We start from the raw sequence: 24,781 nt of genomic DNA on the forward strand, positions 1-24,781 counted from the left end.
CCCTGCGGTCGCCGGGGCGGGCGCGGGTAGGCTGTTGCTCCGTGACGGACGCACCGCTGGGCATCTTCGACTCCGGAGTCGGTGGGCTCACCGTCGCCCGCTCCGTGATCGACCAGCTCCAGAACGAGTCGATCGTCTACCTCGGCGACACGGCCCACTCGCCCTACGGCCCCAAGCCGCTCGCCGACGTCCGCGCCTACGCCCTCGACACGCTGGACACCCTGGTCGATCAGGGTGCGAAGCTGCTCGTCATCGCCTGCAACACCGCCTCCGCGGCGATGATGCGCGACGCCCGTGAGCGCTACACGATCGGGCGGGGCATCCCGGTGATCGAAGTCATCCAGCCTGCTGTGCGCAGCGCTGTGCGCGATACCCGGAACCGACGTGTGGGCGTCATCGGCACGGTCGGCACGATCCGCTCCCGCGCCTACGACGACGCCTTCGTCGCGGCTCCCGACCTCGAGCTGGTGACAGCCGCCTGTCCGCGCTTCGTCGAGTTCGTCGAGTCGGGAGTCACCTGGAGCGATGAGCTGCTCGCCGTGGCGGAGGAGTACCTCGCCCCGATGAAGGCGGCCGGAGTCGACACGCTCGTGCTCGGCTGCACGCACTATCCGCTGCTGCGCGGCGCGATCGCCTACGTCATGGGGCCGGACGTCCGCCTCGTCTCGAGCGCCGAGGAGACCGCGCTCGACGTCTACCGGACGCTGGTGGCCCACGGTCTGCGGCGCACCTCCTCCGAGCCGCCGACCTACCGGTGGGAGGAGACGGGCTCGAGCGATTTCGTCCGCCTCGCCCGCCGCTTCCTCGGCCCCGAGGTCGCGAGCGTCGACCTCGTCGAGACCGGCACCATCAACCTGCGCGAGCTCGACCGGGCCGCGCTCACGCACGATCGAGGGAGACACGAGTGACCGACAGCACCGCATCCGAGGCCACCCGCAAGGACGGGCGCGCGCCCGACCAGCTGCGCGCCGTGACGATCGAGCGCGGCTGGAGCACGCAGGCCGAGGGCTCCGCGCTGGTCTCGTTCGGGAACACGAAGGTGCTCTGCACCGCCTCCTTCACCAATGGGGTGCCGCGCTGGCTGCAGGGCAAGGGCAAGGGCTGGGTGACCGCCGAGTACGCGATGCTGCCGCGCGCCACCGACTCGCGGATGGACCGCGAGTCCGTCAAGGGCAAGGTCGGTGGGCGGACCCACGAGATCTCGCGGCTGATCGGCCGGAGCCTGCGCGCTGTGGTCGACACGAAGGCGCTCGGCGAGAACACGCTCGTCATCGACTGCGACGTCCTCCAGGCCGACGGTGGCACCCGCACCGCCGCGATCACCGGCGCCTACGTGGCGATGGCCGACGCGATCGAGTGGGCGCGCGGCAAGAAGTACGTGGGCCAGAAGGCGCAGCCTCTGATCGACAGCCTCTCGGCCGTCTCGGTCGGCATCATCGACGGCGTGCCCATGCTCGACCTCGCCTACGTCGAGGACGTCCGCGCCGAGACCGACATGAACGTCGTCGTCACCGGCCGCGGTCTGTTCGTCGAGGTGCAGGGCACCGCAGAGGGCGCCCCGTTCGACCGCCGCGAGCTCGACGCGCTGCTCGACCTCGCCGTCGGCGGCGCCGCCGATCTCGCCCGCGTCCAGGCCGAGGCGCTCGGCGCGTGAGCGTCGAGCTCGTCCTCGCCACCCACAACGCGGGCAAGGTCGAGGAGTTCCGCGCGATGCTCACGGATGCTCTGCCCGGAGTGGGCGTGCGCGCCTACGACGGCCCGGAGCCGGTGGAGGACGGCGTCACCTTCGCTGAGAACGCGCTGATCAAGGCGCGCGCCGCTGCTGCGCACACCGGTCTCGTGGCGCTCGCGGACGACTCCGGGATCTGCGTCGACGTGCTCGGCGGCGCCCCCGGCATCTTCTCGGCCCGCTGGTCGGGGCGCGCGCACGATGCGACGGCCAATCTGGAGCTCCTCCTCGCGCAGCTGCGCGAGGTGAAGGCCGAGCACCGCGGAGCGCACTTCAGCTGCACGATCGCGCTCGTCGTGCCTGACTCCGTGCTGCCCGGCGGCCAGGAGAGCGTGGTCGAGGGCCGCTGGGCCGGCGCGATCGTGACCGCGCCGCGCGGCGCGAACGGCCACGGCTACGATCCGGTCTTCCTGCCCGAGGGCTCGGGCCGCACGGCCGCTGAGCTCTCGCCCGCGGAGAAGAACGCGGTGAGCCATCGGGCCCGAGCGTTCACCGCTCTCGGCGCCGAGCTGGCTGCGCTGGCCGACCGCCTGCCCTGACGGCGCAGACGCTGACGGCGCAGATGCGACGGCCTCAGCGCTTGCGTCGCTTGTCGTCGACCGCCGACGGGTCGAGCACGAGCGCGCTCGCCTCCGCGGCATCGGTCTCGGGGTCGACGGCGCGCTTGGCGCGGCGTTGCTGCTGGATGAAGTGGAACACCGTCGGGATGACCGCGAGCGCCACGGCGCAGATCAGGATCACGTCGATGTAGTGCGAGACGAAGTCGGCCACCGGCGGGATGAAGGCGAGCAGCCAGCCCAGGAGGGTGACGCCGCTTCCCCAGAGGAGGGCGCCGACGAGGTTGTAGAGGCTGTACTTCTTGTAGTTCATGTGCGCGACGCCCGCAGCGATCGGCGCGAAGGTCCGCACGATCGGGACGAAGCGGGCGAGGATCACGGCGAGACCGCCGAAGCGCTCGAAGAAGGCGTTGGTCCGTCGCACGTTCTCGACGCTGAAGAAACCCGACTCCTTGCGCTCGAAGATGCGCGGACCGGCCTTGTGCCCGATCAGGTAGCCCACTTCGCCTCCGACGAACGCCGAGAACCCGATGGCCAGGCAGATCAGCCAGATCGGCACGCCGAGCCCGCCGTTGGAGGCGTTCTCGTGGGCGAGGAGGCCGGTGATGATCAGGAGCGTGTCGCCGGGGAAGAGGAAGCCGATCAGGAGGCCCGTCTCGGCGAAGACGATCAGGCACACGACGACCACGCCCCAGGGACCGAACGACGTCAGGATCGTCTCCGGGTCGAGCCAGGGGATGAGGGCGGCGTGGTTCAACGGTTCTCCAGTCGTCGGCGGTGCCGTTCGGCCGGTGAGCAGTGGGGCGAACGCGTGACAGCGTTCAGCGTACCCGTCGAGCCCCGATCCCGACCGTGGATGCGCGATCCGTCTCGACCCGTCGCGTGACCCCGTGACGGACGGAGCGACGACCGGCCGCGGAGTCTGCGAGCCACCGCAGGCCCGCCGCGCGGCAGTGCTCAACGAGTGCGGGAGAGGGGACTCGAACCCCCACGCCTTGCGGCACAGGAACCTAAATCCTGCGTGTCTGCCATTCCACCACTCCCGCGTGCGGGATCCAGTGTAGAAGGCGGCCGTGCGGCGTCAGCTCCGGGGAGCACGGCGCGGCAGATAGCGCGGGATCCACCGGGCGAGCGCCCCTGCACCGGTGAGCCCGAGCACCCCCATCGCTGCGGCGGCGAAGGGGAGCGAGACCACGGCGGTCAGCGCCGACACGATGAGGGGCGCGGCGGCATTGCCCGCATCACCGGTGAAGCGGAACGCGCCGAGGAACGGCGCCGGGTCGGTCGGTGGCGCCAGATCCGAGCCGATGGTCATCAGGATCCCGGACCCGATGCCGTTCGCCGCCGCGAGCACGCAGGCCACGGCGACGAACCAGGGCACCGGGTCGGCGGCGAGGACGGAGGCGGCGAGCGCGAGGTGCCCGAGACCCAGCCCGATCATCGACGGGATCGCGGTGGCGCCCCGGCCGAAGCGGTCCATCAGCTGTCCACCCGCGTAGAAGAGAGCGAAGTCGAGGGCTCCGGCGATGCCGATGACGATCGCCGTGTCGGTCTCGGCCAGCCCGATGCTCACCGCCCACAGAGGGAGGATCAGTGTCCGGCTGGCGCGCAATGCGCCGATCACGGCGGCGCCGGACCCCATCCGCGCCAGCACGCCGCGGTGCTCCCGAAGGGTCTTCACGAGCGAGTGCGGCGACTCCGGCACCGGCGCCTCCTCCGGCGCCTCGCTCGGCACCGACGGCTCCTCGGCCGCGGCCCTCGCCTGCGCGCGCCGCAGCACCGTCGCCGGATCGGGCACCAGGAGCAGCACGATCACCGCCGCGATGCAGCAGACGATGTGCACCCAGAACACCGACTCGACCGAGCCGGTGAGGTGCACCACTCCTGCTGCCAGGAACGGGCCGACCAGCCAGCCGGCCCGGAACGCTCCGGCGAGCGCGCTCAGCGCCCGCGCGCGGTGGCTGACCGGGACGAACGACGTCATGAACGCGTGCCGAGCCAGCGCGAACACCGCCGTCGCGAGCCCGATCACGAACACTCCGACCGTCAATCCGATCCACGAGGTCGACAGGAGGCAGACCACCAGTCCGAGGATCGACGCGGCCGAGGCGCCGAGCATCGCCCCGCGCTCGCCGATCCGCGAGACGATCCAGCCGCTCGGGATGTCGCCGGCGAGCTCGCCGATCATGATCATCCCGGCGACGAGCCCCGCGAGCGCGAGCGATGCACCGAGATCGCCCGCCGCGGCGGGGAGCAGCGGGATGATCGCGCCCTCGCCGATCGAGAAGAGGAGGGTGGGGAGGAACGTCGACAGCAGCAGTGGCCCGACGGGGAAGGGGCGCGGGGCGGTGCTGGTCATCGTCTCCAGGGTACGCCCGGCTGCGCGGCGACCCCCGGTAGTCTGGGCTCACCATGCTGGACAACGACTTCACCGAGCAGATCACTGCTCTGCGCTCCACCTTCGCCGACATCCGAGCCGTCATCGACGTGGAGCGGCTCCGCTCCAGGATCGCCGAGCTGGGCGAGCAGGCGGGCGCCCCCGATCTCTGGGACGACACAGCGAACGCGCAGAAGGTGACGAGCGCCCTCAGCCACCGGCAGTCCGAGCTGGCCCGCATCACCGCCATCGACCGGCGCCTCGACGACCTCGAGGTCCTGGTCGAGATGGCGAACGAGGCCGACGACGCCGAGTCGGAGCAGGAGGCGGTCGCCGAGCTCGCGTCGCTCCAGAAGGTGATGGGTGAGCTCGAGGTGCAGACGCTCCTCGACGGCGAGTACGACGACCGCCCTGCGGTGGTCACCATCCGGGCCGGCGCCGGCGGCGTCGACGCCTCCGATTTCGCCGAGATGCTCATGCGCATGTATCTGCGCTGGGCCGAGAAGCACAAGTATTCGGCCACCGTGATGGACGCGAGCTATGCGGAGGAGGCGGGCATCAAGTCCGCCACGTTCCAGATCGACGCCCCGTACGCCTTCGGCACCCTCTCGGTCGAGGCCGGCACCCACCGCCTCGTGCGGATGAGTCCCTTCGGTGCCGCGGGCAAGCGCCAGACCTCCTTCGCGGCGGTCGAAGTGATCCCGCTGATGGAGGAGACCGAGGCGATCGAGATCCCGGACAACGACATCCGGGTCGACGTCTTCCGCTCCTCCGGGCCGGGCGGCCAGTCGGTCAACACCACCGACTCCGCCGTGCGCATCACCCACCTGCCGACCGGCACCGTCGTGTCGATGCAGAACGAGAAGAGCCAGATCCAGAATCGCGCCGCGGCGATGCGGGTCCTCCAGTCACGTCTGCTGCTGCTCCAGAAGGAGCAGGAGGCGGCGACCAAGAAGGAGCTCGCCGGCACCATCACTGCGAGTTGGGGCGACCAGATGCGCAGCTACGTCCTCGCGCCCTACCAGATGGTCAAGGACCTCCGCACCGATCACGAGGTGGGCAACCCCTCGCACGTGTTCGACGGCGACCTCGACGGCTTCATCGCGGCGGGGATCCGCTGGCGCAAGTCGGCCTAGCGGCCCTCGGGGCGCCTGGTCCGACGCGCCGCACGCCCCCTCGGCAGACTCTTCGGGATCGTCGCTTACCCTCGTACCGACATGATTCGCTTCGACAACGTCTCCAAGCAGTATCGGGGCGGCACGAGACCCGCCCTCAACGCCATCGATCTCGAGATCCTCCGGGGCGAGTTCGTCTTCCTCGTCGGCGCTTCCGGCTCCGGGAAGTCGAGCTGCCTCCGCCTAATCCTGAAGGAGGAGCGCCCCTCCTCCGGCTCGATCCACGTCCTCGGGCAGAACCTCGGCAAGATCTCGAGTCGCAAGGTCCCCTACTTCCGTCGCAACATGGGCGTGGTCTTCCAGGACTTCCGGCTCCTGCCGAACAAGTCCGTCTTCGACAACGTCGCGTTCAGCCTCCAGGTGATCGGCAAGTCGAAGGGCTACATCCAGGAGGCGGTCCCGGACACGCTGAAGATGGTCGGCCTGGCGGGCAAGGCCTCGCGCCTCCCGCACGAGCTCTCGGGCGGTGAGCAGCAGCGCGTGGCGATCGCCCGCGCCGTCGTCAACAAGCCCGCCGTCCTCCTCGCCGACGAGCCCACCGGCAACCTCGATCCGACGACCAGCGCCGGCATCATGGCGCTGCTTGAGCGGATCAACGCCGGCGGCACGACCGTCATCATGGCCACGCACGAGGCCGGCATCGTCGACCAGATGAAGCGGCGCGTCATCGAGCTCTCGGCGGGCAGCATCGTCCGCGACGAGAGTCGGGGAGGTTACGGCCAGACCGAGAGCATCACGGTCGTGCACGACGGCGTCGTGGTGGTGGCGGCCGACGACCACGCGGTCGCTGAGCAGCCCGCGCCTCCCGCGCTGATCGACAGCGAACTGGCGCCCGCCGAGGTCCCCGAGGTCGATCTGCGTCAGGAGGCGCCCGCCGCGCTGCCCGAGCCGGTCGCCTTCCCGCAGACCTCGCCCCAGCCGCGGATCCCGGAGGGACGCCGCTCCGCCGCCCCCGAGCCGGAGACCGCTGCCGCTGCCCCGGAGGCTCCCGCCGCCCCGCGCGTCGTCGAGATCCAGAGCCAGACCGGCCCGATCTTCCTCCCCGCCGACACCGGCGCCCTGCCCGAGGAGTCCCTCGCCGCCCGCCTGGGCCTGCGCGCTCCCGCGGCCGACGGCGACGAGAACGGCGACGACCAGCAGAACGTAGGACCCGTCAAGTGAGATTCGCACTGATCTGGTCGGAGGTCGCGAGCGGCCTCCGACGCAATGTCTCGATGGTCGTCTCGGTGGTCCTGGTGACCTTCATCTCCCTCACCTTCGTCGGCACGGCGATCCTGCTGCAGATGCAGATCGGCCAGATGAAGAACTTCTGGTACGACAAGGCACAGGTCGCGGTTTACATGTGCACCGCCACCTCCGGAGGCTCGAACTGCAGTGGCTCGGACGCGACGCAGGAGCAGATCGACTCGGTGCAGAGTCAGCTCGACGGCCCGACCCTCGCGCCCTACATCGACCGTTCCTACTTCGAGGACCACGACCAGGCCTACGCGAACTTCCAGGAGCAGTTCGCCGGGAATCCGGTGGCCGAGTACGTGACCCCCGAGCTGCTCAACCAGACCTTCTGGATCAACCTCAAGGACCCGACCCAGTCCGACGTGATCGTCGAGAGCCTGTCGAGCGTCTCGGGAGTCGAGAGCGTCACGGACCAGCGGCAGTACCTCGACCAGATCTTCTCCATCTTGAACGCGGCCAGCTACACGGCCATCGGCATCGCCGTGCTCATGCTCGTCGCAGCCGTCCTGCTCATCGCGACCACGATCCGCCTCTCGGCGTTCTCGCGGAGACGGGAGCTGGGCATCATGCGGCTCGTGGGAGCCTCGAACAGGTTCATCCAGACCCCGTTCATCCTCGAGGGCGTCTTCGCCGCCCTCGTCGGCTCGGTGCTCGCGGGAGTCGCGGTCGTGGTCATCGTCCAGGTCTTCGTGCAGGGCTTCCTCGCCTACCGGATCCCGCTGACCTCGTTCGTGGGCCTCGACGACGCGCTGCTGGTCGTGCCGATCCTGATCGTGGTCGGCATCGTGCTGGCGGCGATCTCGGCGAACGTGGCGATCGCGCGGTATCTGCGGGTCTGATCAGCGCCCGACGTATACTGGTGGGCTGTCCCTTCGGGGCGGCCCATCGGTGCATCCTCCGGCGATGCCCACCCCTTCATCCGCTCGCGACCCGAGGAGCAGCCGTGCCCAGAGAACAGGGACAGAAGGTCGTCGCGACCAATCGCAAGGCGCGCCACGACTACCTCATCGAGGACACCTACGAGGCGGGTCTGGTGCTCACGGGCACCGAGGTGAAGTCGCTCCGCGCCGGCCGCGCCTCGCTGGTCGACGGTTATGCGTTCGTCGACGGGGGAGAGGCGTGGCTCGACGCCGTCCACATCAACGAGTGGGCGCAGGGCACCTGGACGAACCACCCGCCCCGCCGCAAGCGCAAGCTCCTGCTGCACAAGGCGCAGATCCTCAAGATCCACAACAAGGTGAAGGAGGGCGGGTACACGCTCATCCCGCTCTCGCTCTACTTCAGCGACGGCAAGGCCAAGGTCGAGCTGGCGGTGGCGAAGGGCAAGAAGGACTACGACAAGCGCCAGGTCCTCCGTGAGCGCCAGGACCGCCGCGAGGCGGACCGCGCCATGGCCACCCGCCGCCGCCTCGGCGAGTAGGGGCGCGCCTTCCGAGCCGACGGAGCAGCGCGGCCGGTCCCGCCGCCGCTCCGCCTCCTTCCGGAGAAGCCGGTGCGTGCTGCGGGCGTCGTTCGCGACATCGGACGGAGGGCATCCGGTGCCTCTCGCGCACGTCGTCTACTCGACAGGTGCCGGACTGCGAGACTGAGTCTGTGACCACCTCAGACAACAGCGCCCCCGCCGCCCTCAGCGCCGACGACGAGAGGACGCGCTGGCGCGCCTTCGCGGTGAGCGTCGCGGTGGCCGCCATCACGATCCTCGATCTCTCGAAGGTGAACGTCGGCCTGCCGGCGATCGAGCGCTCGCTCTCGGCCGACGCGAGTCAGCTGCAGCTGATCGTCGCCGGGTACGCGCTGGCGTTCGGGCTGGCGCTCGTGCCGGCCGGTCGCCTCGGCGACATCCGCTCGCGGCGGCTCCTGTTCCTCATCGGGCTGATCGCGTTCACCGCGACGAGCCTGCTGTGCGCGATCGCCCCGTCGATCGAGATGCTCGTCGTCGCCCGGTTCCTCCAGGGAGTCGCGGCCGGCATCCAGATGCCGCAGGTGCTCGGTCTGGTCCAGCAGATGTTCACGGGCGCGGAGCGTGCGCGGGCCTTCGGCGTCTTCGGCGCGACCATCGGGCTCTCGACGGCGTTCGGTCCGACCCTCGGTGGGCTCCTGATCGCGATCGGAGGCGACCAGGACGGCTGGCGTCTTCTCTTCTGGATGAACATCCCGCTGGGGATCGCCGCGCTCGTCCTCGCGTGGCGGCTCCTCCCTCGCCGGCAGGGGAGTCCGAGCGGCGACACCTCGCTCGACCCGATCGGACTGCTGCTGCTCGCGGTCGCCGTCTTCGCGTTCATGCTGCCGTTCCTGCTCACGACGGGCTCCGCCGACGACTCGCCGTACCGCTGGTTCTGGCTCGCGCTGGCGGCGGTCGCTGCGGCCGCGTTCGTGCGCTGGGAGGCGCGCTACGCCGCCACCGGACGCACGCCCGTGATCGACTTCCGCATCTTCCGCACGAGCTCGTACCGCAACGGGATCCTGGTGGCGACCTCGTACTTCGCGGCGATCCCGGCGACCTTCCTCCTCACGACGCTGTTCCTCCAGCAGGGCCTCGGGCTCGCGCCGGTGTTCGCGGGCATGGTCAGCATTCCCTTCGCACTGACCTCGGCCGTGACCGCCTGGTACGGCGGCACGCTAGTGCAGCGCTACGGCCGAGCGCTCGTGGTGCTCGGGATCGTGCTGGTCGTGATCGGCTTCACGCTGGTGCTGCTCGCGGCAGAGCTCCTGCCGGCCGAGACGGCGGCGTACGGGATGGCAGCGGCGATGCTCGTCGCGGGAGCCGGTGGAGGCTTCGTGGTCTCACCGAACCAGACGCTGACCCTCGCCGAGATCCCTCCCGAGCAGGGCGGAGTCGCCGGCTCGGTGGGCCAGCTCGGGCAGCGAGTGGGGACCGCTGTCGGCACGGCCTGCGCCTCCGCTGTGTTCTTCGCCACCCTCGCGAGCGAGCAGGGGATGGCGGAGGGTCTCGACCGCTACCACGATGCGTTCCGCAACGGCTACGTCGTCACGCTCGGGCTGATTGCGCTGGCCCTCGTGCTCGGACTGCTCGACCTGCGCCGACTCCGGGTGAGCGCCCGTGAGCTGGGGTAGACTCGACCCCGTAACTCCACAGTGTGCGACGACGACCCACTCCTCCGGCCCTTCGGGCCGACGAGTGCTCGCGGGGATGATCGGTTTCGACATTGCCTGCGAAACTGCGAGAAGCGGGTCGAGGATCCAAGGTCATCTCGTTAACGATCCCTGGAAAACACAGGTGCCGAACAGAAGCGCACCGACTTCGCTCTCGCTGCCTAAGCCAGAGTAGATAGTCCGTCAGCCCGTGGGTGCGTCCTCGCCCCGGGTCCTGGCGTCATTGAGAGGACTTGCTGCGTCGTTACGCCTGAGGGCGACGCGGGACTTGCACTCGGGCTGGGCCCGTCGACCGATGCGCCGGTGGTAACGGTCGGGGCCGAGTAGAACGCTCTCATCGGCTACACCCGTAGAAGGCGCAGAATCACAGCGATGGACGGGGGTTCGATTCCCCCCATCTCCACACCCGGTCGTCGTCGCACACAGGAGTCCGTCGCACACAGGAGCCGTCCTCCGCTTCTCCTCGGGCCGCTTCTCCTCGGGCTGGACACTCCCCGGGCAGTGCCTCGTACCGAGGCCGCGGCGTCAGCGTGCAGAGCCGAAGAGGCTGCCGGTGGTCTCCTCCGCGGCCGGATCGAAGACCGCGCAGACGATCGTGCGATCGCCGTTCCGCCAGCTGACCTCGGAGGGGACCAGTGCGCGGTACTCGAGCGCCGAGTCGCCGTAGGCGATGCCCATCACCGCGCCGAACTCCGGCTCGCAGCCCGCGGCGGCCTGGGCGATCAGGGTGTTGCGGCTGGTGTAGCGATCGCCCGCCTGCGGGAAAGAGTGGAAGACCTCGAGCGCGTGCTCCTCGGAGCAGAGGGCCACCTCGACATCCGCGATCCTGTCCTCGGCCGGGCTCCGCAGGCAGTCGCCGCGGCGCAGCGAGAAAACGTCCGCGACTCCGGAGGCGATGACCGTGCCGGCCTCGTCGCGGACCGCCTCCGGGCCGTCGGGGCCGACCGGGGAGGCGCAGCCCGAGAGGGCCAGCAGTAGCGATGCCCCGGCGAGCGCCGCAGCTCGACCTCTCATCGCCGCGCCACGATCGCGAGGACCTCGTCGTGCAGGGCCCCGTTGGTCGCGATCGCGCTGCCGTGCCAGGGGCCGTCCTCGCCGTCGGCCGAGGTGAAGCGGCCACCGGCCTCTTCGACGATCGGCACGAGGGCGGCCAGATCGTAGGCCTTCACGTCGAACTCGCCGGCCCCGTCGAGCAGCCCCTCCGCCACGAGCATGTACGGCCAGGCGTCGCCGTAGGCTCGGTCGCGCCAGACCGCGTCGGCGAGCGCGAGCAACTGATCGAGGCGGCCCGCTCCGGCCCACTGCTGAATGCTGTTGTAGCTGAAGGCCGCCCTGGCCAGTGTGTCGATGCCCGAGACGCGGAGGCGCCGTGGCGCAGCGCGCGACTCCGTCTCCACCGTCCAGGCCCCGGATCCCGCGGCCGCCCACCAGCGCTTGCCGAGCGCCGGGGCCGAGACCACCCCCACCACCGGCACGCCGTCGACAGCGAGCGCGATCAGCGTCGCCCAGATCGGCATGCCGCGGAGGAAGTGCGCCGTCCCGTCGATCGGATCGACGATCCACTGCCGCGAGGCCGCGCCCGACGTGCCGAACTCCTCGCCGAGGATCGCGTCGTCGGGCCGCTCGGCGCCGAGCAGGGAGCGGATCGCCTCCTCGACGGCACGATCGGCGTCCGTGACGGGGGTGCTGTCGGCCTTGGTGTCGACCACGAGATCGAGGGCGCGGAACCGCTCACTCGAGATCGCATCGGCGGCGTCCGCGAGCCGGAGGGCGAGTCGCAGGTCGTCGTCGAGGCTCGTGTCGTCGCTGCTCGGGGTCACACGCTCACGATACCGGTGCGGTCCGCCGCTCCCGATTTGACGAGCAGGGGGGAGGCGCTGATAGTGTGACTCCTCGGTTCGGCACGCACGATGCGTCGACTGCAACGCACCTCTAGCTCAATCGGCAGAGCAACTGACTCTTAATCAGTGGGTTCTCGGTTCAAGTCCGAGGGGGTGCACGGTCAGGCCCGGAATCTCGCGGGGACGCGAGGATCCGGGCCTTGCGCACTTTAGGCTGGCGGCAACCCTGCCTGCGAGGTGTTCGATTCGCGTCGTCCGTGATGTGTTGACTGCACCGGGCGGACGTCCGAGATTGCGCCCTTAGTGGAGCGGACCGACTGGTCGGCACGGGGCCGTTCTCTGCGACGAACGAGACCTCCTCCAGGCCGAGCACGGCGTCGGAGGGGCCGTCTGCCTCGGTCAGCGTGCCGTCCACGTCCTCCGCGGCCAGCTCGCGAGCCAGGCCCCAGGAGCTGGAGCGGAACTCGACGATGCCCAGGTCGAGGTCGGCCGCAAGGCGGAAGAGGAGGGTGATCGACGGCTCGGGGCCTACGCCGTTCTGTGCTTTTTCGTTCTGTGCTTTTTCGTTCTGGGTGTTTTGGTTCTGGGCCTTTTCGTTGCGCTGCGCGAAGGTGAGGTCGGCATCCGGGTCCTGTGTGCCGTCGGCGAGGGTCTCGCCGTCTGAGTTGATCACGAGCTTGCGTGCCTGTTTCCAGAGCTGCATCCGCTGGCGGAGCGACGTCGGGCCCTCGATAACGATGTCGTCGGCCGGCGAGGCGGTGAACACTTCGAGGCCCTCCTCCTCCGTGATTCCCCCACTTTTGAGTAGCGTCACCGCTCGCGCGGCGACGTCGGGGTCGCCGGTGGTGACGCGCCACTCCTTGAGGGGATTGCGCGATGCCGTCGACCGCTCGTCCGCTTCTGGATCGGCCGACGATGTCGTCGGAGAACGGCGCTCGGCGTTGAGGCTGTGTGGCGGGGGCCGTGCCGAAGACCTTCCGTGTCATGCGATCTACCTGGGCCGAGGCGGGCGTCTGGCTACGCCGGCCGCAGAGCCCCGGCGACGGCCGCGTGAGTACGCCTGTGTCGGTGCACGAACAAGAACTGACCGCCGCGAAGATTTCGCGACGGTCAGTTCTGGAACGTGAAGGTCAGTTCCGCGTCGCCGGGGGCATTCTTCAGGGTGACCCCATCGGGAAGCGCCTTTTCGCTGGTCCACTTCGTATCGGCACCGTCAGTCGAGTGCGGCGCGACGCGAGACACGCCGCAGGCGACTCCTGTCCTCGGTGAATAGATGGTGTTCGCCGTGTAAGCGGGGCTCACTCCAGAAGGCGACGTGAACGTGTACGAGACGCGGGCTCGGAAGGTGCCTGGCGCCTGCGAACACGAGGTGTTCGCAAAGCTGCTGTAAGTCTTGCCCGCAGGAGTATTCAACCAGACTCCGTGTTCCCGCCCCAGGAGGAACCTCCCGACTTTTCGAGGTAGGCCCGGATGTAGATTTCGGTCATCCCGACCGATCAACGCAAAGATCCCTCTGCGTTGACCGCACCGGAAACATGCCCGGACGGATGGGGGTTGTTGGCCTTGATCGTGCAAGCATCAACCACAACGGCGTGTGCCGGGGTAGCACCCACGGTTAGGCCCGTGATGGTGAGCGCAACCGCCATCAACGCCGACGCCATCGCGCGGCGACGAGTGCGCCCTCGGCGTGGTGGTTGAGTAGTCAGTGAGGCTTATGCAAAATTGGTTTCGTTCTGGGTGAAGAAGATTAGTCCGCGGACGGCGTTGAAGGCGTCTGGGAAAGTGCGCAGTGGTCGTCTGTAGTCGGTGTGGAAGATTCGCCAGGTTTTAAGGTTAGCGATTGTTCTCTCGATCACGTAGCGGTGAGTGTTCACGAAACGGTTGTGCTGTTTCGCGTGCTCTGGCAAATGTTTTTCGCTGGGTCTCCTTTTTATTGGTGTGATCATTCCGGCGCCTTGGTAGCCTTTGTCGGCCAAAGTATTCGAGAGGTTGATGATGTCGGCCAAGTGTGATTCTCGGAATGCGTGAGCATCATGGTGTTTGCCCGGAATCGGATCCGAAATGTGGATCAGCCGACCGGAGAGATCGGCGAGGACCTGGCAGGTGTGCCCCGTGGTCTTGTGTTTGCCGGAGTACAGCTCGGGCGCGTCTGCTCAGGACCAGCACGGGAGGAGGGTCCCGTCGATGACGGCCGTCGTCTCGCCGACCGCAGCCTCGACGTCCGGCTGCTCGTCGTCGGTCACGACAGTGAGCATCGCTTCCACTAGCGCGATTGTTCGCGACACGGTCGACTGACTGACACCGACCACATCGGCGATCAACTGTTCGGTGACGTTGTGGCGATAGTAGAGAAGAGTGACCTGTAGTGCCCCGGCGAGCGACAGTCTGCGTGGCCGTCCTCGCCGCCGCTGCCACAGGAATTCGTTTTCGATCCGTTCGGCGAGAATCGCATATTGCTCGGTCGTCATCCCTGTAGTAGTCTGCTTGTGCACCGGCTGGTTCCTTTGCGAAGAGTTTCTGTTGGAAGTTGCTCTTCAAGCAAAGCGGATCAGCCGGTGTTTTTCGTGACCGACACGCACTAATTTATACTGGGTCAATCTTTATACTGGGTCAATCGATTTTTGCATAAGCCTCAGTGTCTTCTTCTCGCGAAGAGCACGCGTGGATCGCACCTTTCACTTATTCACTCATTGGGCGAAAAATCAGTGCGCAGAATGACGGTTTCTTGGGCGCCGCCATCATCGGCCGGTCGGCCACGGAGACCGTAGAAGTCAGGCGACCCCGCACGCACGAATAACTCGTACGGGTTCCCCCTGGCATGTTCTTCCGCCCACACAAGGACCTCGTCGAGGTCACCGCGGGTGAGCTCCCCATCATCGACAAGCCACGCGAAGCCGTCTTCGACCGGCGGCATCCACAGTCGAACGCGAAAAACAGGAGCTTCCTGCACCGCGACCGGCTGCACGAACTCTGCTTCCACTTGTTCCCCCTCTGGATTTCCCTCGACGCGGAGCACCTGGCTCGCATCCCTCACGCACCCGACCAGACTTGGCGTGCGCTTAGTCAACCCACGACCTCGACCAGAGGTCAAGAGGCTTCTCTATCGCGTACCGCGGCCGCGTCGGTGGCTTCGCCCTCGCCTGGCCCCCAAGCCGCGCGCTTCCAATGGGACGACACCGGCAGCACCCGCGAGGCCTGGGCATGTGTATCCGCGGTCGAGCACCGCACGCCGTAGCGGCACGAGTGGCGGGAGCCCGCCGCGCACAGCACTCCAGCACTACCGCTGTCCAGCGGCACCGCTTAATGCCGGCTCCCGGAGCGATCTTCACGGACGCCCGGGTGCAGCTGTGACGCTCAGCGCCGCGACCGCAGGAGGAACTCTCCACACGGTGCTGTGGTCGAGGCGGGACTGTCTGGGTAACGGTGTGCGGGGTTTGGCCTGATCCGAGGGGAGATGGCTGTGTCTGACAGGACGACGACGATGAGCGGGCCACGGCGACGGGATCGTGAAAGCGTGGATACCCGTCTGTACCGCCCCCTCGGAGCAGGCCGCGAAGGACCGGTTCGTCGAGTTCGCGGCGGAGGGGGGCGCCCGCTATCCGGCGATCGTGACGCTCTGGGAGAGCGCGTGGGCGCAGTTCATGCCGTTCCTTGAAGACGACGTCGAGACCCGCCGGGTGATCTGCACGACGAACGCGATCGAATCGAGCAACACCCGCTACCGCCGGGCGACCCGCGCCCGAGACCACCTCCCGAACGAGGCGGCCGCGCTGAAATGTCTCCACCTCATCACCCGGTCCCCTGACCCCACCGGCGGCACGGCAGGCTGGATCACCCGCTGGAAACCCGCCCTGAACGCCTTCGCGATCACCCTCACCGGCCGCTCCGAAAGACCACCAACCAGAAACCGCCAACCCCCGCACCGTTTACCGCACGATCCCGGCATTCCGGGGGTTCTCGTCTCAGGTCCCCGGACTGTCGGGACCAGCGCACCCGTACGGCTGCGTGTGGACGAACTGATGGAGACAGCGGGTTCTCGGTTCACGTCCGAGAGGGTGCACACGCTCGCCCCGTTCCTGCTCTTTCAGAGGTGACGTGCTTCCGGAGGCGACGCTCGGCGATCGGGAGCCGATCCCGCCGCTTCTCGAGCGGCGGTGCGACAGCTCCGGAGCCGTTCTCAGCTGCTGTGGCAGGCTCGACTGGTGTCGATCTCTCTTGTCCTCGTGACGGTCGTGGTGGGTCTCGTGGTGGGGGCGGGTGCCCGTGCTGCCGCCAGGCGGCTTCTGGGCGTCCCGGTCGGCGCGGTGCGTTCCTTCGTGGTCGGAGTCGCGATCCTGTCGATCGCGTCGCCGACCGTCCAGACGGTCGTCGTGCCGGCCGGTCTGTTCGGCGAGTCGGAGGGGCAACCGGTGATCCTCGTCGGGGTCGAGGTCATCGCTCTCCTGATGGCGCTCGCGCTCGCCTGGGCGTTCGTCGCCGGGGTCGCGCTGCTCGTGGCGGCGGAGGCGCTGGTCCCGACCGGCTCTGTGCGGAACCCGATCCGCTGGATCCGGGATCAGCTGGCACTGCGCCGACGGACCCGCCGCTACCTCCAGGTGACGATGATCTTCGCGCGGTTCGGCCTGCAGTCGATGCTGCGGCGCGACCCGCGTCAGGACGCAGGGTCTCCCGTCGGAGCTGCGCTCGTCGGCGCGCTGAACGCCTGCGGGGTGACGTTCGTCAAGTTCGGCCAGGTGCTGTCCACGCGCGGCGATGTGATCCCGCCTGCACTCGCGACAGAGCTCTCGGCCCTGCAGACGAGCGCGTCCCCCGAGTCGTGGGAGAGCATCGATGCCGTTCTCACGTCCGATCTCGGCGCGCTCCGCGACCAGCTCGACGTGGAGTCGGAGCCGCTCGCTGCCGCCTCCGTCGCGCAGGTGCACCGTGCAGTGATCAGGGCGACGGGGGAGACCGTGGTGGTGAAGGTGCAGCGTCCCGGCGCGCGCGAGAGCGTCCGCGTCGACATCGACATCGTCCGCCGTCTCGGCAAGCGGCTGGAGGCGAGCGCCCTCTGGGCCCGCGAGATGCGGGTGTCCGCGCTCGCCGACGGCTTCGGCGATGCACTGCTCGAGGAGCTCGACTACGGGCTGGAGGTCGCGAACACGCTCCGGCTCGCCGCCGCTGTCGGCGACGCCGTCGACGTCCCCCGCGTGCACGTCGAGCTCAGCACGCCGAACGTCATCGTGATGGAGTTCATCGCGGGAACGACGCTGGGTCGCGCCTCCGCCCGTCTCGACGAACTCGAGCGCGATCATCGCGACGCGCTGGCGAGGACCCTCCTGCAGAACGTGCTCCGGCAGGTGCTGGTCGAGGGCGTGTTCCACGCCGATCTGCACCCGGGCAACGTGGTCCTGCAGACCGACGGTCGTCTGGCTCTGCTCGACCTGGGATCGGTCGGGATCCTCGACCAGCAGCTCCGCGGCGTGCTGCTCGGGATGCTCACGGCGTTCGACGCGCAGGACACCGAGTCGGCCGCGACCCTGCTGCTCCAGCTCGTGCCGCCCTCGGACATCGACGGTTACGCGCTCCGCCGCGATCTCGGCGCGGCGATGACGGTCGTCGCCGGCCCGGACGGGCTCGGACCCGCGGGGATCGCGCGTCTGCTCGACGTGTTCCGGACGCACCGTCTGGCGCTGCCTCCGCACGTCGCCGCAGCGCTGCGCACCTTCGCGACCCTGCAGGGCTGCCTCGAGATCCTCGCGCCGGGCATCGACCAGATGGCGCTGATCCGCGAGAGCACGACCAGTATCGCCGCGCAGGTGCTCTCGCCGGACGGACTGAAGTCGACCGCGTTCTCGCGCTCGCTGACCTCGCTCTCGGTCCTCGAGCGGTTACCGGGCCAGATCGGCGCTCTGTCGCAGCAGCTGGTCGACGGGCGCCTCGCCTCCACCCGCAGGGTCGGTGCGGATCTCGCCGCCTGGGGGGCACGTGCGGTCGGCGATGTGATCGGGACGCTCGTCGCGGGAGTGCTGGTCGTCGCCGCGGTGCTGCTGCTGGGCGTGCAGGGCGGCCCGATGATGACCAGCACGGTCCCGTGGACCTGGTACCTCGCCGGCGTCGTCGCGCTCGCCGGCTTCAGCCTGATCCTCCGGGTGCTGTTCCGGGTCTTCGCGCAACCGGCCGACTGACCGCGGGCGCCGGACAGGCGGCGGTCAGCCCTTGCGGTCGATTCCCACCGTCACCGCCTGCTTCGCGACATCGAGGGTCTCCGTCAGACGATCCTGGCCGGACGCCGCTCCGAAGAAGGTCAGGTTGATGCCGGTGCGGGCGAAGGTCCGCGAGACCAGGCCGACCGGTCGGCCGTCGCCGCCCGGGGCGAGCTCGCCGGCGAGGGCCTGCACCTCTCCGCCGGCCGATCGGCCGAAGGAGGCCGGTCGGGGATCGCCGGAGAGCCCGGCGTGCGAGAGGATCTCCCGGGTCGCCTCCTCGTCGCCCTGCGCTGGGTCGATATCCCTGACCCGCTGCTGCAGCGCGACGATCGTCGCTCCGTCGGCAGCGACGTACGACCAGCGGCCGTTCGCGAGGTCGGACGCGGCGGCGTCCATCTCGAAGCCATGGTCGCTGAGCGTCGAGCTCGAGAGGTTCCAGTACACCTCGTCCTCGGCGGCGAAGGCGGAGCCGTCCTCGAAGGTGGTCGTGCCGGACGCGTTCAGGGCGTCCGCCGCACCGGCGATCTCCTCGTCGGTGATCGGCGACCCGCCCGAGGAGTCGGTGGTGGCGGGCGACGACTGCGCCGGCGCCTCAGCCGGCGGGAACGAGAACGACGGTGAAGGATGCGCTGCGGGGTCTCCTCCCGCTGCGGCGCAGCCCGCGAGGGCGAGAGCGGCGGTGACGGCGACGACAGCGGACGCGATGGAACGTTCAGACATGATTCTCCCTCGGTTTCGTGCTGCGACGGTAGCAGCCGGCTGGGCATCCGCACGGGGTCCGGCGCGCAACGCCGCCTCAGGCCCGTTCGCGTGGAAGGATTTCCGTTCGCTTCCGTTCCGCCTACGAAAGGACAGTTGTGCCCGAAGACGTCCTCCCCGAGATCGGCTCCATCGCTCTCGCCGTTGTGATCGCGGTCGTGATCGCCGTCGTGGTGACCGCCGTCACCGCGCTCGTTCTCCGCTCGATCGGCGCACGCAAGGCCTGGGCGCGCCTGCTCATCCGCCGGTTGCGCATCCCGTTCCGCGTTCTGCTGATGACCATCGCCGTCTGGGCGGCACTGGCCGCGACAGTGTCCGGCGACACCTGGCCGACGCTCGTCGACCGGATCTTCCAGATCGCCACGATCGGAGCAGCGGCGTGGGTGGTGGGCGCGCTGTTCGTGTTCCTGGAGGATCTCGGCGCCGAGCGCTACCGCACCGACACCGCCGACAACCGGCGCGCCCGTCGCCTCCGCACCCAGATGACGATCATCCGGCGGGTCGCCGTCGCGGCCGTGGTCGTGATCGCCATCGGAGCCTCGCTGCTGACCTTCCCCGAGGCGCGCACGGCGGGGGCGAGCCTGCTCGCCTCCGCCGGTGTGCTCTCGATCGTGGCCGGTCTCGCGGCGCAGTCGAGCCTCACCAACATCTTCGCGGGGATGCAGTTGGCCTTCAGCGATGCGATCCGGTTGGACGACGTGGTGATCGTCGAGGACGAGTGGGGGCGGATCGAGGAGATCACGCTGACCTACGTCGTGGTGCACCTGTGGGACGACCGCCGCCTGGTGCTGCCGACCAACTACTTCACGACCCAGCCGTTCCAGAACTGGACGCGCACCGGCTCCGAACTGCTGGGCGCCGTCGAACTCGACCTCGACTGGCGGGTGAGCCCTGAGCAGATGCGCGACGAACTGCACCGTCTGCTCGACGAGACCGACCTGTGGGACCGGCGCACCAGCGTGCTCCAGGTGACGGATGCGACGGGCGGATTCGTCCGCATCCGGGTGCTGGTCACCGCGAAGGACGCGCCGACCCTGTTCGACCTGCGCTGCTACGTGCGTGAGCGACTGGTCTCGTGGCTGCACGAGAACGATCCCGTGGCCCTGCCGCGCCAGCGCGTCGAGATGGAGCGGGAGCCGGCGCCGTCCGCGACTCCGCGCCGCCACACCCCCTCCGCCCCGGACAACCTGTTCTCGGGCGACGAGCGCTCGAACGAGCGTGGAGCCCTCTTCACCGGCCTGATCGACCTGCGCGAGACTCCCCAGCAGGACTGACCCTCGGCGAGACGACGCGCGCGAGATCGACAATGCATCCGACTCGGCCGGGGCGCCGGTGGACCTGGCGTCGACCTCCGGTGTCGAGTGCGCTCGAGGTCGAGCCGGGCGCCTTCACTCAGCCGACTCGGCCGGAGAAACCGAGGAGGGCCTGGGTGAGGCGCCGGTCCGCCTCCTCGCGGCTGATCGTCGCGGTCCCGTCGCCGGCCTGCGGCCCGTACCAGCCGAAGTCGGCGTGGTTGGCGCCCTCGATCTCGACCATGGCGGCGGAGGCCGGGAGCAGGCCGCGCGCGGCCGACACCTTCGCGGGGGTGCTCAGCCCGTCCTCGGAGCCGCTGACGCTCAGCACGGGCAGGTCGGAGCCCGACAGGTCGTTCGCGCAGTAGCTCCCGAGCAGGACGAGCCCGGACACCTCCGGGTCCTCCGCCCACTGGCAGGCCTTGACCCCGCCGAGGGAGTGGCCGCCGACCAGCCACCGGTCGACGCCCTCGGCCTGGTCGGTGAACGTCTCGAGCGAGCGCAGGTCGAAAAACGCCAGGTGCAGGATCGGCCGGGTGATCACCACGGTCGCCCCCGCGTCGACCAGCGGAGCGAGCGTGGCCTCGTAGGACGACGCCTCCACCTTGGCACCCGGGACGAAGACAAGCCCCGTGCCGTCGAGCGACCCGGGGGAGGTCGGAGTCATCACCAGGGCGTTGGCGGTGCGGTGCACGGCGATCGCCGGGTCGGCGCGCACCCGGGCGAGCGCCTCCTCATCCGGGCCGCTGACGATCGAGGTCCAGGTGAGGAAGCCGAGCACAGCCAGCCCGAGGAGACCGCCGACTCCCGCCAGCACCGCTCTGCGCCGCCTCACCGCTGCGCCGCGATCGCATCGGCCGCCTGCACCAGAGCGAGGTGCGAGAGCGCTTGCGGAGTGTTGCCGGCGTGGCGTCGGCCCTCGACGTCGTACTCCTCCGAGAGTAGGCCCACATCGTTGCAGAGTCCGACGAGGCGGTCCATCAGGGTGCGAGCCTCGTCGAGCCGGCCTGAGTAGGCGTACTGCCGCACCAGCCAGAACGAGCACGCGACGAACGGATGCTCACCGCCGGCCAGACCGTCGACGGAGGACTCGGTGCGGTAGCGGTGCAGCAGTCCGTCCTGGAGCAGAGTGCGCTCCAGCTCCGCCACGGTGCCGAGCATCCGTGGATCGTCGGCGGCGACGAAGCCGACCATCGGCAGAACCAGGAGCGAGGCGTCGACCTCGGCCGAGCCGTACGACTGCACGAAGTGCCCGCGCTGGGCGTCGAAGCCGTGAGCCTCGATCTCGGCACGCACCTCGTCGCGCAGCCGCTCCCAGGTCTCGGCCGGGCCGGGCAGGCCGCTCTCTCGCACCGCGCGGACGCCGCGGTCCAGCGCCGCCCAGATCATCGCGCGCGAGTGCGTGAAGTGCCGCGGTTCGCCCCGGATCTCCCAGATCCCGTTGTCGGGCCGCCGCCAGTTCGCCTCGACGAAGCCCAGCAGCGCTCGCTGGAGCGGCCAGGAGAACTCCGTCTCGTCGACTCCGACCCGTCGCGCCTCGTGCAGCGCGACCATGACCTCACCGATGACGTCGGCCTGATACTGGTCCACGGCGGCATTGCCGATCCGCACGGGGGAGGCGCCGTCGTACCCGGGCAGGCTCGGCATGGTGCGCTCCGACAGATCGCGCTCGCCGGCGAGGCCGTACATGATCTGCACGTCCTCTGGAGCCCCGGCTACCGCCCGCAGCAGCCAGGTCCGCCACTTCTGCGCCTCCTGCTCGAAGCCGTGGGCGAGGAGCGCCTGGAGGGCCAGCGCCGCGTCGCGGAGCCAGACGTAGCGGTAGTCCCAGTTGCGGCTGCCGCCGAACTGCTCCGGCAGTGAGGTGGTGGCCGCCGCGACGATGCCGCCCGTCTCGTCGTCGGTCAGCGCGCGCAGGGTGAGGAGCGAGCGGACCACGGCCGCCCGGTGCGGACCGTCGTAGTCGATCCTGGACGCCCACTCCGACCACCAGGCGAGCGTGCGCTCGATGGCGTGGTCGACGTCGAGGCGCTTCGGCGCCCGCTGGTGCGAGGGGAACCACGCCATCGAGAGGTCGACGACGGCGCCGGCCGCCACCTCGAACTCGGCGGAGTGCACATGATCGGTCGCCGTCAGGCGAACCCCGCGGACGACCACCGCGTCGGGGCCGGCGACGGCGACCAGCAGCGGGTCCTCGTCCGACCCCTCCTGCCGCACCCACGGCAGAGTGCGGGCGTAGTCGAAGCGGATGCGCAACTCCTGCCGCATCCGGACGGTGCCGGAGATCCCGCGCACGCGCCGCACCAGCTCGGCGCGCTCGTCGCGCAGCGGCATCACGTCGGTGACCTCGACCACGCCGGTAGCGGTCGTCCAGCGGGTGACCAGGGCGAGGGTCTCGCCGAGGTAGTGGCGCTCGTTCGCGGCGTCGCCGTCCACGGGTCGGAGCGACCACCGCCCCTGGTCGTCGCCGCCGAGCAGGGCGCCGAACACGGAGGCGGAGTCGAAACGGGGCAGGCACAGCCAGTCGATGCCGCCGTCGCGGGAGACGAGGGCGGCGGTGCGGCAGTCGGAGAGGACAGCGTAGTCCTCGATCGGGGAGACCATGCGGTGATCCTCGCAGGCGCGGCTGGGGCCTCCCGGTCAAGGCGGAGCGTGGCCTCGCAGGCTCGCCGTAGGGTGAACGGCATGGCACAGACCGTCTCGACCCTGCTCATCCTCGGTGCGACGGGGGACCTGTCCTCGCGTCTCCTCCTCCCCGCCGTCGGCCAGCTGCTGACCCGCGAGGCCGACCGCCGGGTGCACCTCGTCGGTGCCGGTCGCGAGGAGTGGACGCAGGAGCACTGGCACGAGGTGCTCGCCGCGTCGTTCGGCACGGTCGAGGCGACGGGCGAGGGAGTCGACGAGCTGGTGGCCGGCACTCGCTACCAGCAGGTCGACGTCACCGATCCGGAGGCGCTCGCTGCCCTGCTCACGAGCTGCGAGGGCCCGGTCGCCGTCTACTTCGCGCTGCCTCCGGCGATCGCCGCGAGGGCCTGCGATGCGCTCGCCGCCCACGATCTGCCCGAGGGGACCGTGCTCGCCCTCGAGAAGCCCTTCGGCACCGACGAGGAGAGCGCCCGCGCGTTGAACGGGCGCCTCGCCGCCCTCGTCCCCGAGGACCGCGTCCACCGCGTCGACCACTTCCTCGGGCGCGCGACCGTGATGAATGTGCTCGGGCTGCGGTTCGCCAACCGGATCCTCGAGCCGCTGTGGTCGGCCGAGCACATCGAGAGCGTCGAGATCGTCTACGACGAGCAGCTGGCGCTCGAGGGGCGGGCGAGCTACTACGACGGCGCGGGCGCCCTGATCGACATGATCCAGAGCCACCTGCTCCAGGTGCTCGCCGTGATTGCGATGGAGCCGCCCTCGACGCTCGACGCGGCCGACCTGCGCGATGCCAAATCGATCGTCCTTCGGGCCACGCGTCTCGCGGGCGACGATCCGGCGGCGAGCTCCCGCCGTGCCCGCTACGCGGCGGGCTCGATCGACGGGCGCGCACTGCCGGCCTATGCCGAGGAGGACGGGGTGGACCCCGCCCGCGGGACCGAGACCCTCGCCGAGCTGACCGTCGAGGTCGACACCTGGCGCTGGTCGGGAGTCCCGTTCACGCTGCGCTCCGGCAAGGCACTGGGGGAGCGGCGGCGTGAGGTGGTCATCCGCTTCAAGCCGGTGCCGCACCTCCCGGCGGGCTTCCACGGCACGGAGTCGCCCTCGGTGCTGCGGCTGTTCCTCGCCCCCGACCAGATGGCACTCGAACTCAACATCAACGGCCCGGGCGACCCGTACACACTGGAGCGCGCGTCGCTGGAGGCGACCTTCGGCGCCGGAGAGCTGCTCGCCTACGGGGAGGTCATCTCCGGCATCCTCGACGACGACCCGTCGCTCTCCGTGCGCGGCGACGCTGCGGAGGAGTGCTGGCGCATCGTGCAGCCGGCTCTCGACGCCTGGCGGGCAGGCACGGTCCCGCTCGACGAGTACCCGGCCGGGACGTCCGGACCGGAGGGCTGGCCTCAGGTCTAAGGGCCGCGGCGGGGCGGCCCCGTGGTGCGCTCAGCGCACGGCGGACGGCTCGGCGGGAGCGGCGTCGGTCGAGGCGGGCTCGGCCCAGACGGCGATCGGCTGCGGCTCCCAGGTGAGGGCGGCCGGCTCGACAGGAGGCGTCGAGGCACGCATCACCGGGATCGCGGCGGTGACCGGGTTGGCCGTGGCCTCGACTCCGGCGCGCAGCTGCTCCTCCTGGATCGCGGCCGACAGCTCGTGCGCGAGAGAGCGGGCGAGCATGCCGTGGAAGATCGGATCGCGGTCGTCGTGACTGCGCCGGGTGACGACCCAGGCTCCCTCGGTGCCGACGAAGGCGGCGAGGCGCTCGTGCACGACGGCGAAGAGCTGATCCTGGGTGAGCGCGGGGGCCGCGACGAGCTCGGGGGCCGGCGGACGGCGCCTCAGACGAAACCTCATGACGAACCCCGTTTCCCGT

General features: G+C 69.7%; 23 protein-coding genes, 2 tRNA genes, 1 other RNA gene and 1 pseudogene. 14 read left to right on the plus strand and 13 right to left on the minus strand.

Features of this window, described 5'->3' with window-relative positions:
• The first annotated feature begins 41 nt into the window (after nucleotides 1-41).
• From murI to GSU10_RS04985, 3 genes are read left to right on the plus strand one after another with little or no spacing between them, the layout of a single operon-like run.
• Nucleotides 42-908: a glutamate racemase gene (murI, locus tag GSU10_RS04975; protein WP_132504566.1), complete on the plus strand. Its 867-nt coding sequence runs from the start codon at nucleotides 42-44 to the stop codon at nucleotides 906-908.
• Nucleotides 905-1,654, plus strand: a complete 750-nt coding sequence (gene rph / locus GSU10_RS04980; RefSeq protein ID WP_068211867.1) for a ribonuclease PH — start codon at nucleotides 905-907, stop codon at nucleotides 1,652-1,654. The genes murI and rph overlap by 4 nt, the downstream gene beginning before the upstream one ends.
• Nucleotides 1,655-1,710: 56 nt before the next feature.
• Nucleotides 1,711-2,268: a non-canonical purine NTP pyrophosphatase gene (locus GSU10_RS04985; RefSeq protein WP_236713638.1), complete on the plus strand. Its 558-nt coding sequence runs from the start codon at nucleotides 1,711-1,713 to the stop codon at nucleotides 2,266-2,268.
• Nucleotides 2,269-2,302: 34 nt separating this feature from the next.
• Here GSU10_RS04985 and GSU10_RS04990 read toward each other — a convergent pair whose 3' ends face one another.
• The 3 genes from GSU10_RS04990 to GSU10_RS05000 all read right to left on the minus strand — a co-directional run bounded on the left by GSU10_RS04990 (nucleotide 2,303) and on the right by GSU10_RS05000 (nucleotide 4,645).
• On the minus strand, nucleotides 2,303-3,043 hold the full coding sequence (locus tag GSU10_RS04990) for a DedA family protein (RefSeq protein WP_068211869.1): 741 nt from the start codon (nucleotides 3,041-3,043) through the stop codon (nucleotides 2,303-2,305).
• A gap of 208 nt (nucleotides 3,044-3,251) precedes the next feature.
• A tRNA-Leu gene (locus GSU10_RS04995) sits at nucleotides 3,252-3,332 on the minus strand.
• A gap of 35 nt (nucleotides 3,333-3,367) precedes the next feature.
• Complete coding sequence (locus tag GSU10_RS05000) at nucleotides 3,368-4,645, minus strand: MFS transporter (RefSeq protein ID WP_068211871.1); 1,278 nt, start codon at nucleotides 4,643-4,645, stop codon at nucleotides 3,368-3,370.
• 53 nt (nucleotides 4,646-4,698) lie between these two features.
• Between GSU10_RS05000 and prfB the strand changes: the two genes are divergently transcribed.
• From prfB to ssrA, 6 genes are all read left to right on the plus strand, one after another.
• Complete coding sequence (gene prfB / locus GSU10_RS05005) at nucleotides 4,699-5,799, plus strand: peptide chain release factor 2 (protein ID WP_068211874.1); 1,101 nt, start codon at nucleotides 4,699-4,701, stop codon at nucleotides 5,797-5,799.
• Nucleotides 5,800-5,880: 81 nt separating this feature from the next.
• Nucleotides 5,881-6,999, plus strand: a complete 1,119-nt coding sequence (gene ftsE / locus GSU10_RS05010; RefSeq protein ID WP_068211876.1) for a cell division ATP-binding protein FtsE — start codon at nucleotides 5,881-5,883, stop codon at nucleotides 6,997-6,999.
• The gene (gene ftsX, locus GSU10_RS05015; protein ID WP_068211878.1) at nucleotides 6,996-7,910 is read left to right on the plus strand and encodes a permease-like cell division protein FtsX; all 915 of its coding nucleotides are present in this window, start codon (nucleotides 6,996-6,998) and stop codon (nucleotides 7,908-7,910) included. The genes ftsE and ftsX overlap by 4 nt, the downstream gene beginning before the upstream one ends.
• 104 nt (nucleotides 7,911-8,014) lie before the next feature.
• Complete coding sequence (gene smpB, locus GSU10_RS05020) at nucleotides 8,015-8,491, plus strand: SsrA-binding protein SmpB (RefSeq protein ID WP_055793597.1); 477 nt, start codon at nucleotides 8,015-8,017, stop codon at nucleotides 8,489-8,491.
• Between the two features lie 173 nt (nucleotides 8,492-8,664).
• Nucleotides 8,665-10,146: an MFS transporter gene (locus GSU10_RS05025; protein WP_068211880.1), complete on the plus strand. Its 1,482-nt coding sequence runs from the start codon at nucleotides 8,665-8,667 to the stop codon at nucleotides 10,144-10,146.
• Nucleotides 10,147-10,218: 72 nt separating this feature from the next.
• Nucleotides 10,219-10,591: a transfer-messenger RNA gene (gene ssrA / locus GSU10_RS05030) on the plus strand.
• 119 nt (nucleotides 10,592-10,710) lie between these two features.
• Here the strand turns inward: ssrA and GSU10_RS05035 are convergent.
• A complete protein-coding gene (locus GSU10_RS05035; RefSeq protein WP_068211882.1) occupies nucleotides 10,711-11,199 on the minus strand; it encodes a septum formation family protein in 489 nt (162 codons plus the stop codon).
• Nucleotides 11,196-12,005 (minus strand): inositol monophosphatase family protein, encoded by an 810-nt coding sequence (locus GSU10_RS05040; protein ID WP_068211884.1) that lies wholly within the window; start codon nucleotides 12,003-12,005, stop codon nucleotides 11,196-11,198. The genes GSU10_RS05035 and GSU10_RS05040 overlap by 4 nt, the downstream gene beginning before the upstream one ends.
• A 106-nt stretch (nucleotides 12,006-12,111) precedes the next feature.
• Here GSU10_RS05040 and GSU10_RS05045 point away from each other — a divergent pair.
• Nucleotides 12,112-12,184, plus strand: a tRNA-Lys gene (locus GSU10_RS05045).
• Here GSU10_RS05045 and GSU10_RS05050 read toward each other — a convergent pair.
• The 4 genes from GSU10_RS05050 to GSU10_RS05065 form a co-directional block, all read right to left on the minus strand.
• Nucleotides 12,166-12,792 carry a recombination directionality factor gene (locus GSU10_RS05050; RefSeq protein WP_082845196.1) on the minus strand — a complete coding sequence of 209 codons (627 nt, stop codon included), beginning with the start codon at nucleotides 12,790-12,792 and terminating at the stop codon, nucleotides 12,166-12,168. The two genes, GSU10_RS05045 and GSU10_RS05050, sit on opposite strands and share 19 nt — an antisense overlap.
• 946 nt (nucleotides 12,793-13,738) lie before the next feature.
• Nucleotides 13,739-14,164 (minus strand): transposase family protein, encoded by a 426-nt coding sequence (locus GSU10_RS05055; RefSeq protein ID WP_208859926.1) that lies wholly within the window; start codon nucleotides 14,162-14,164, stop codon nucleotides 13,739-13,741.
• 15 nt (nucleotides 14,165-14,179) lie between these two features.
• Entirely contained in the window at nucleotides 14,180-14,518 is a 339-nt protein-coding gene (locus tag GSU10_RS15305; protein WP_208859919.1) for a helix-turn-helix domain-containing protein, read from the minus strand.
• 191 nt (nucleotides 14,519-14,709) lie between these two features.
• Nucleotides 14,710-15,006, minus strand: a complete 297-nt coding sequence (locus GSU10_RS05065) for a hypothetical protein (RefSeq protein ID WP_132505811.1) — start codon at nucleotides 15,004-15,006, stop codon at nucleotides 14,710-14,712.
• A 541-nt stretch (nucleotides 15,007-15,547) separates the two neighbouring features.
• Here GSU10_RS05065 and GSU10_RS05070 point away from each other — a divergent pair.
• Together GSU10_RS05070 and GSU10_RS05075 are read left to right on the plus strand one after the other, a co-directional pair.
• Nucleotides 15,548-15,910: pseudogene (locus GSU10_RS05070) on the plus strand (transposase); the annotation flags it as partial.
• 318 nt (nucleotides 15,911-16,228) lie between these two features.
• A complete protein-coding gene (locus tag GSU10_RS05075) occupies nucleotides 16,229-18,193 on the plus strand; it encodes an ABC1 kinase family protein (RefSeq protein WP_068208456.1) in 1,965 nt (654 codons plus the stop codon).
• Nucleotides 18,194-18,217: 24 nt separating this feature from the next.
• Here the strand turns inward: GSU10_RS05075 and GSU10_RS05080 are convergent, their stop codons facing one another.
• Nucleotides 18,218-18,934 carry a hypothetical protein gene (locus tag GSU10_RS05080; RefSeq protein WP_068208459.1) on the minus strand — a complete coding sequence of 239 codons (717 nt, stop codon included), beginning with the start codon at nucleotides 18,932-18,934 and terminating at the stop codon, nucleotides 18,218-18,220.
• Between the two features lie 137 nt (nucleotides 18,935-19,071).
• Between GSU10_RS05080 and GSU10_RS05085 the strand changes: the two genes are divergently transcribed.
• Nucleotides 19,072-20,247: a mechanosensitive ion channel family protein gene (locus GSU10_RS05085; protein ID WP_199220899.1), complete on the plus strand. Its 1,176-nt coding sequence runs from the start codon at nucleotides 19,072-19,074 to the stop codon at nucleotides 20,245-20,247.
• 118 nt (nucleotides 20,248-20,365) lie between these two features.
• Here the strand turns inward: GSU10_RS05085 and GSU10_RS05090 are convergent, their stop codons facing one another.
• Both GSU10_RS05090 and GSU10_RS05095 read right to left on the minus strand, forming a co-directional pair.
• Complete coding sequence (locus GSU10_RS05090; RefSeq protein ID WP_068208462.1) at nucleotides 20,366-21,100, minus strand: alpha/beta hydrolase; 735 nt, start codon at nucleotides 21,098-21,100, stop codon at nucleotides 20,366-20,368.
• Nucleotides 21,097-22,869 carry a glycoside hydrolase family 15 protein gene (locus GSU10_RS05095; protein WP_068208464.1) on the minus strand — a complete coding sequence of 591 codons (1,773 nt, stop codon included), beginning with the start codon at nucleotides 22,867-22,869 and terminating at the stop codon, nucleotides 21,097-21,099. Before GSU10_RS05095 ends, GSU10_RS05090 begins: the two co-directional genes overlap by 4 nt.
• Nucleotides 22,870-22,950: 81 nt before the next feature.
• Between GSU10_RS05095 and GSU10_RS05100 the strand changes: the two genes are divergently transcribed.
• On the plus strand, nucleotides 22,951-24,324 hold the full coding sequence (locus GSU10_RS05100; RefSeq protein ID WP_199220898.1) for a glucose-6-phosphate dehydrogenase: 1,374 nt from the start codon (nucleotides 22,951-22,953) through the stop codon (nucleotides 24,322-24,324).
• A gap of 30 nt (nucleotides 24,325-24,354) precedes the next feature.
• On the opposite strand, the gene GSU10_RS05105 is transcribed toward GSU10_RS05100, so the two are convergent.
• Entirely contained in the window at nucleotides 24,355-24,762 is a 408-nt protein-coding gene (locus GSU10_RS05105) for a hypothetical protein (protein WP_068208470.1), read from the minus strand.
• Nucleotides 24,763-24,781: the final 19 nt, after the last annotated feature.

The sequence above is a fragment of the Rathayibacter tanaceti genome (assembly GCF_009834165.1).
In the GTDB taxonomy this organism is placed as follows: domain Bacteria; phylum Actinomycetota; class Actinomycetes; order Actinomycetales; family Microbacteriaceae; genus Rathayibacter; species Rathayibacter tanaceti.

Excerpts from the sequence above, each read along its gene's own strand:
- GSU10_RS04985 (WP_236713638.1), top strand. The coding sequence starts at position 1,711 with ATGCTCACGGATGCTCTGCCCGGAGTGGGCGTGCGCGCCTACGACGGC.
- GSU10_RS05000 (WP_068211871.1), bottom strand. The coding sequence starts at position 4,645 with ATGACCAGCACCGCCCCGCGCCCCTTCCCCGTCGGGCCACTGCTGCTG.
- prfB (WP_068211874.1), top strand. The coding sequence starts at position 4,699 with ATGCTGGACAACGACTTCACCGAGCAGATCACTGCTCTGCGCTCCACC.
- ftsE (WP_068211876.1), top strand. The coding sequence starts at position 5,881 with ATGATTCGCTTCGACAACGTCTCCAAGCAGTATCGGGGCGGCACGAGA.
- GSU10_RS05035 (WP_068211882.1), bottom strand. The coding sequence starts at position 11,199 with ATGAGAGGTCGAGCTGCGGCGCTCGCCGGGGCATCGCTACTGCTGGCC.
- GSU10_RS05080 (WP_068208459.1), bottom strand. The coding sequence starts at position 18,934 with ATGTCTGAACGTTCCATCGCGTCCGCTGTCGTCGCCGTCACCGCCGCT.
- GSU10_RS05095 (WP_068208464.1), bottom strand. The coding sequence starts at position 22,869 with ATGGTCTCCCCGATCGAGGACTACGCTGTCCTCTCCGACTGCCGCACC.
- GSU10_RS05100 (WP_199220898.1), top strand. The coding sequence starts at position 22,951 with ATGGCACAGACCGTCTCGACCCTGCTCATCCTCGGTGCGACGGGGGAC.
- GSU10_RS05105 (WP_068208470.1), bottom strand. The coding sequence starts at position 24,762 with ATGAGGTTTCGTCTGAGGCGCCGTCCGCCGGCCCCCGAGCTCGTCGCG.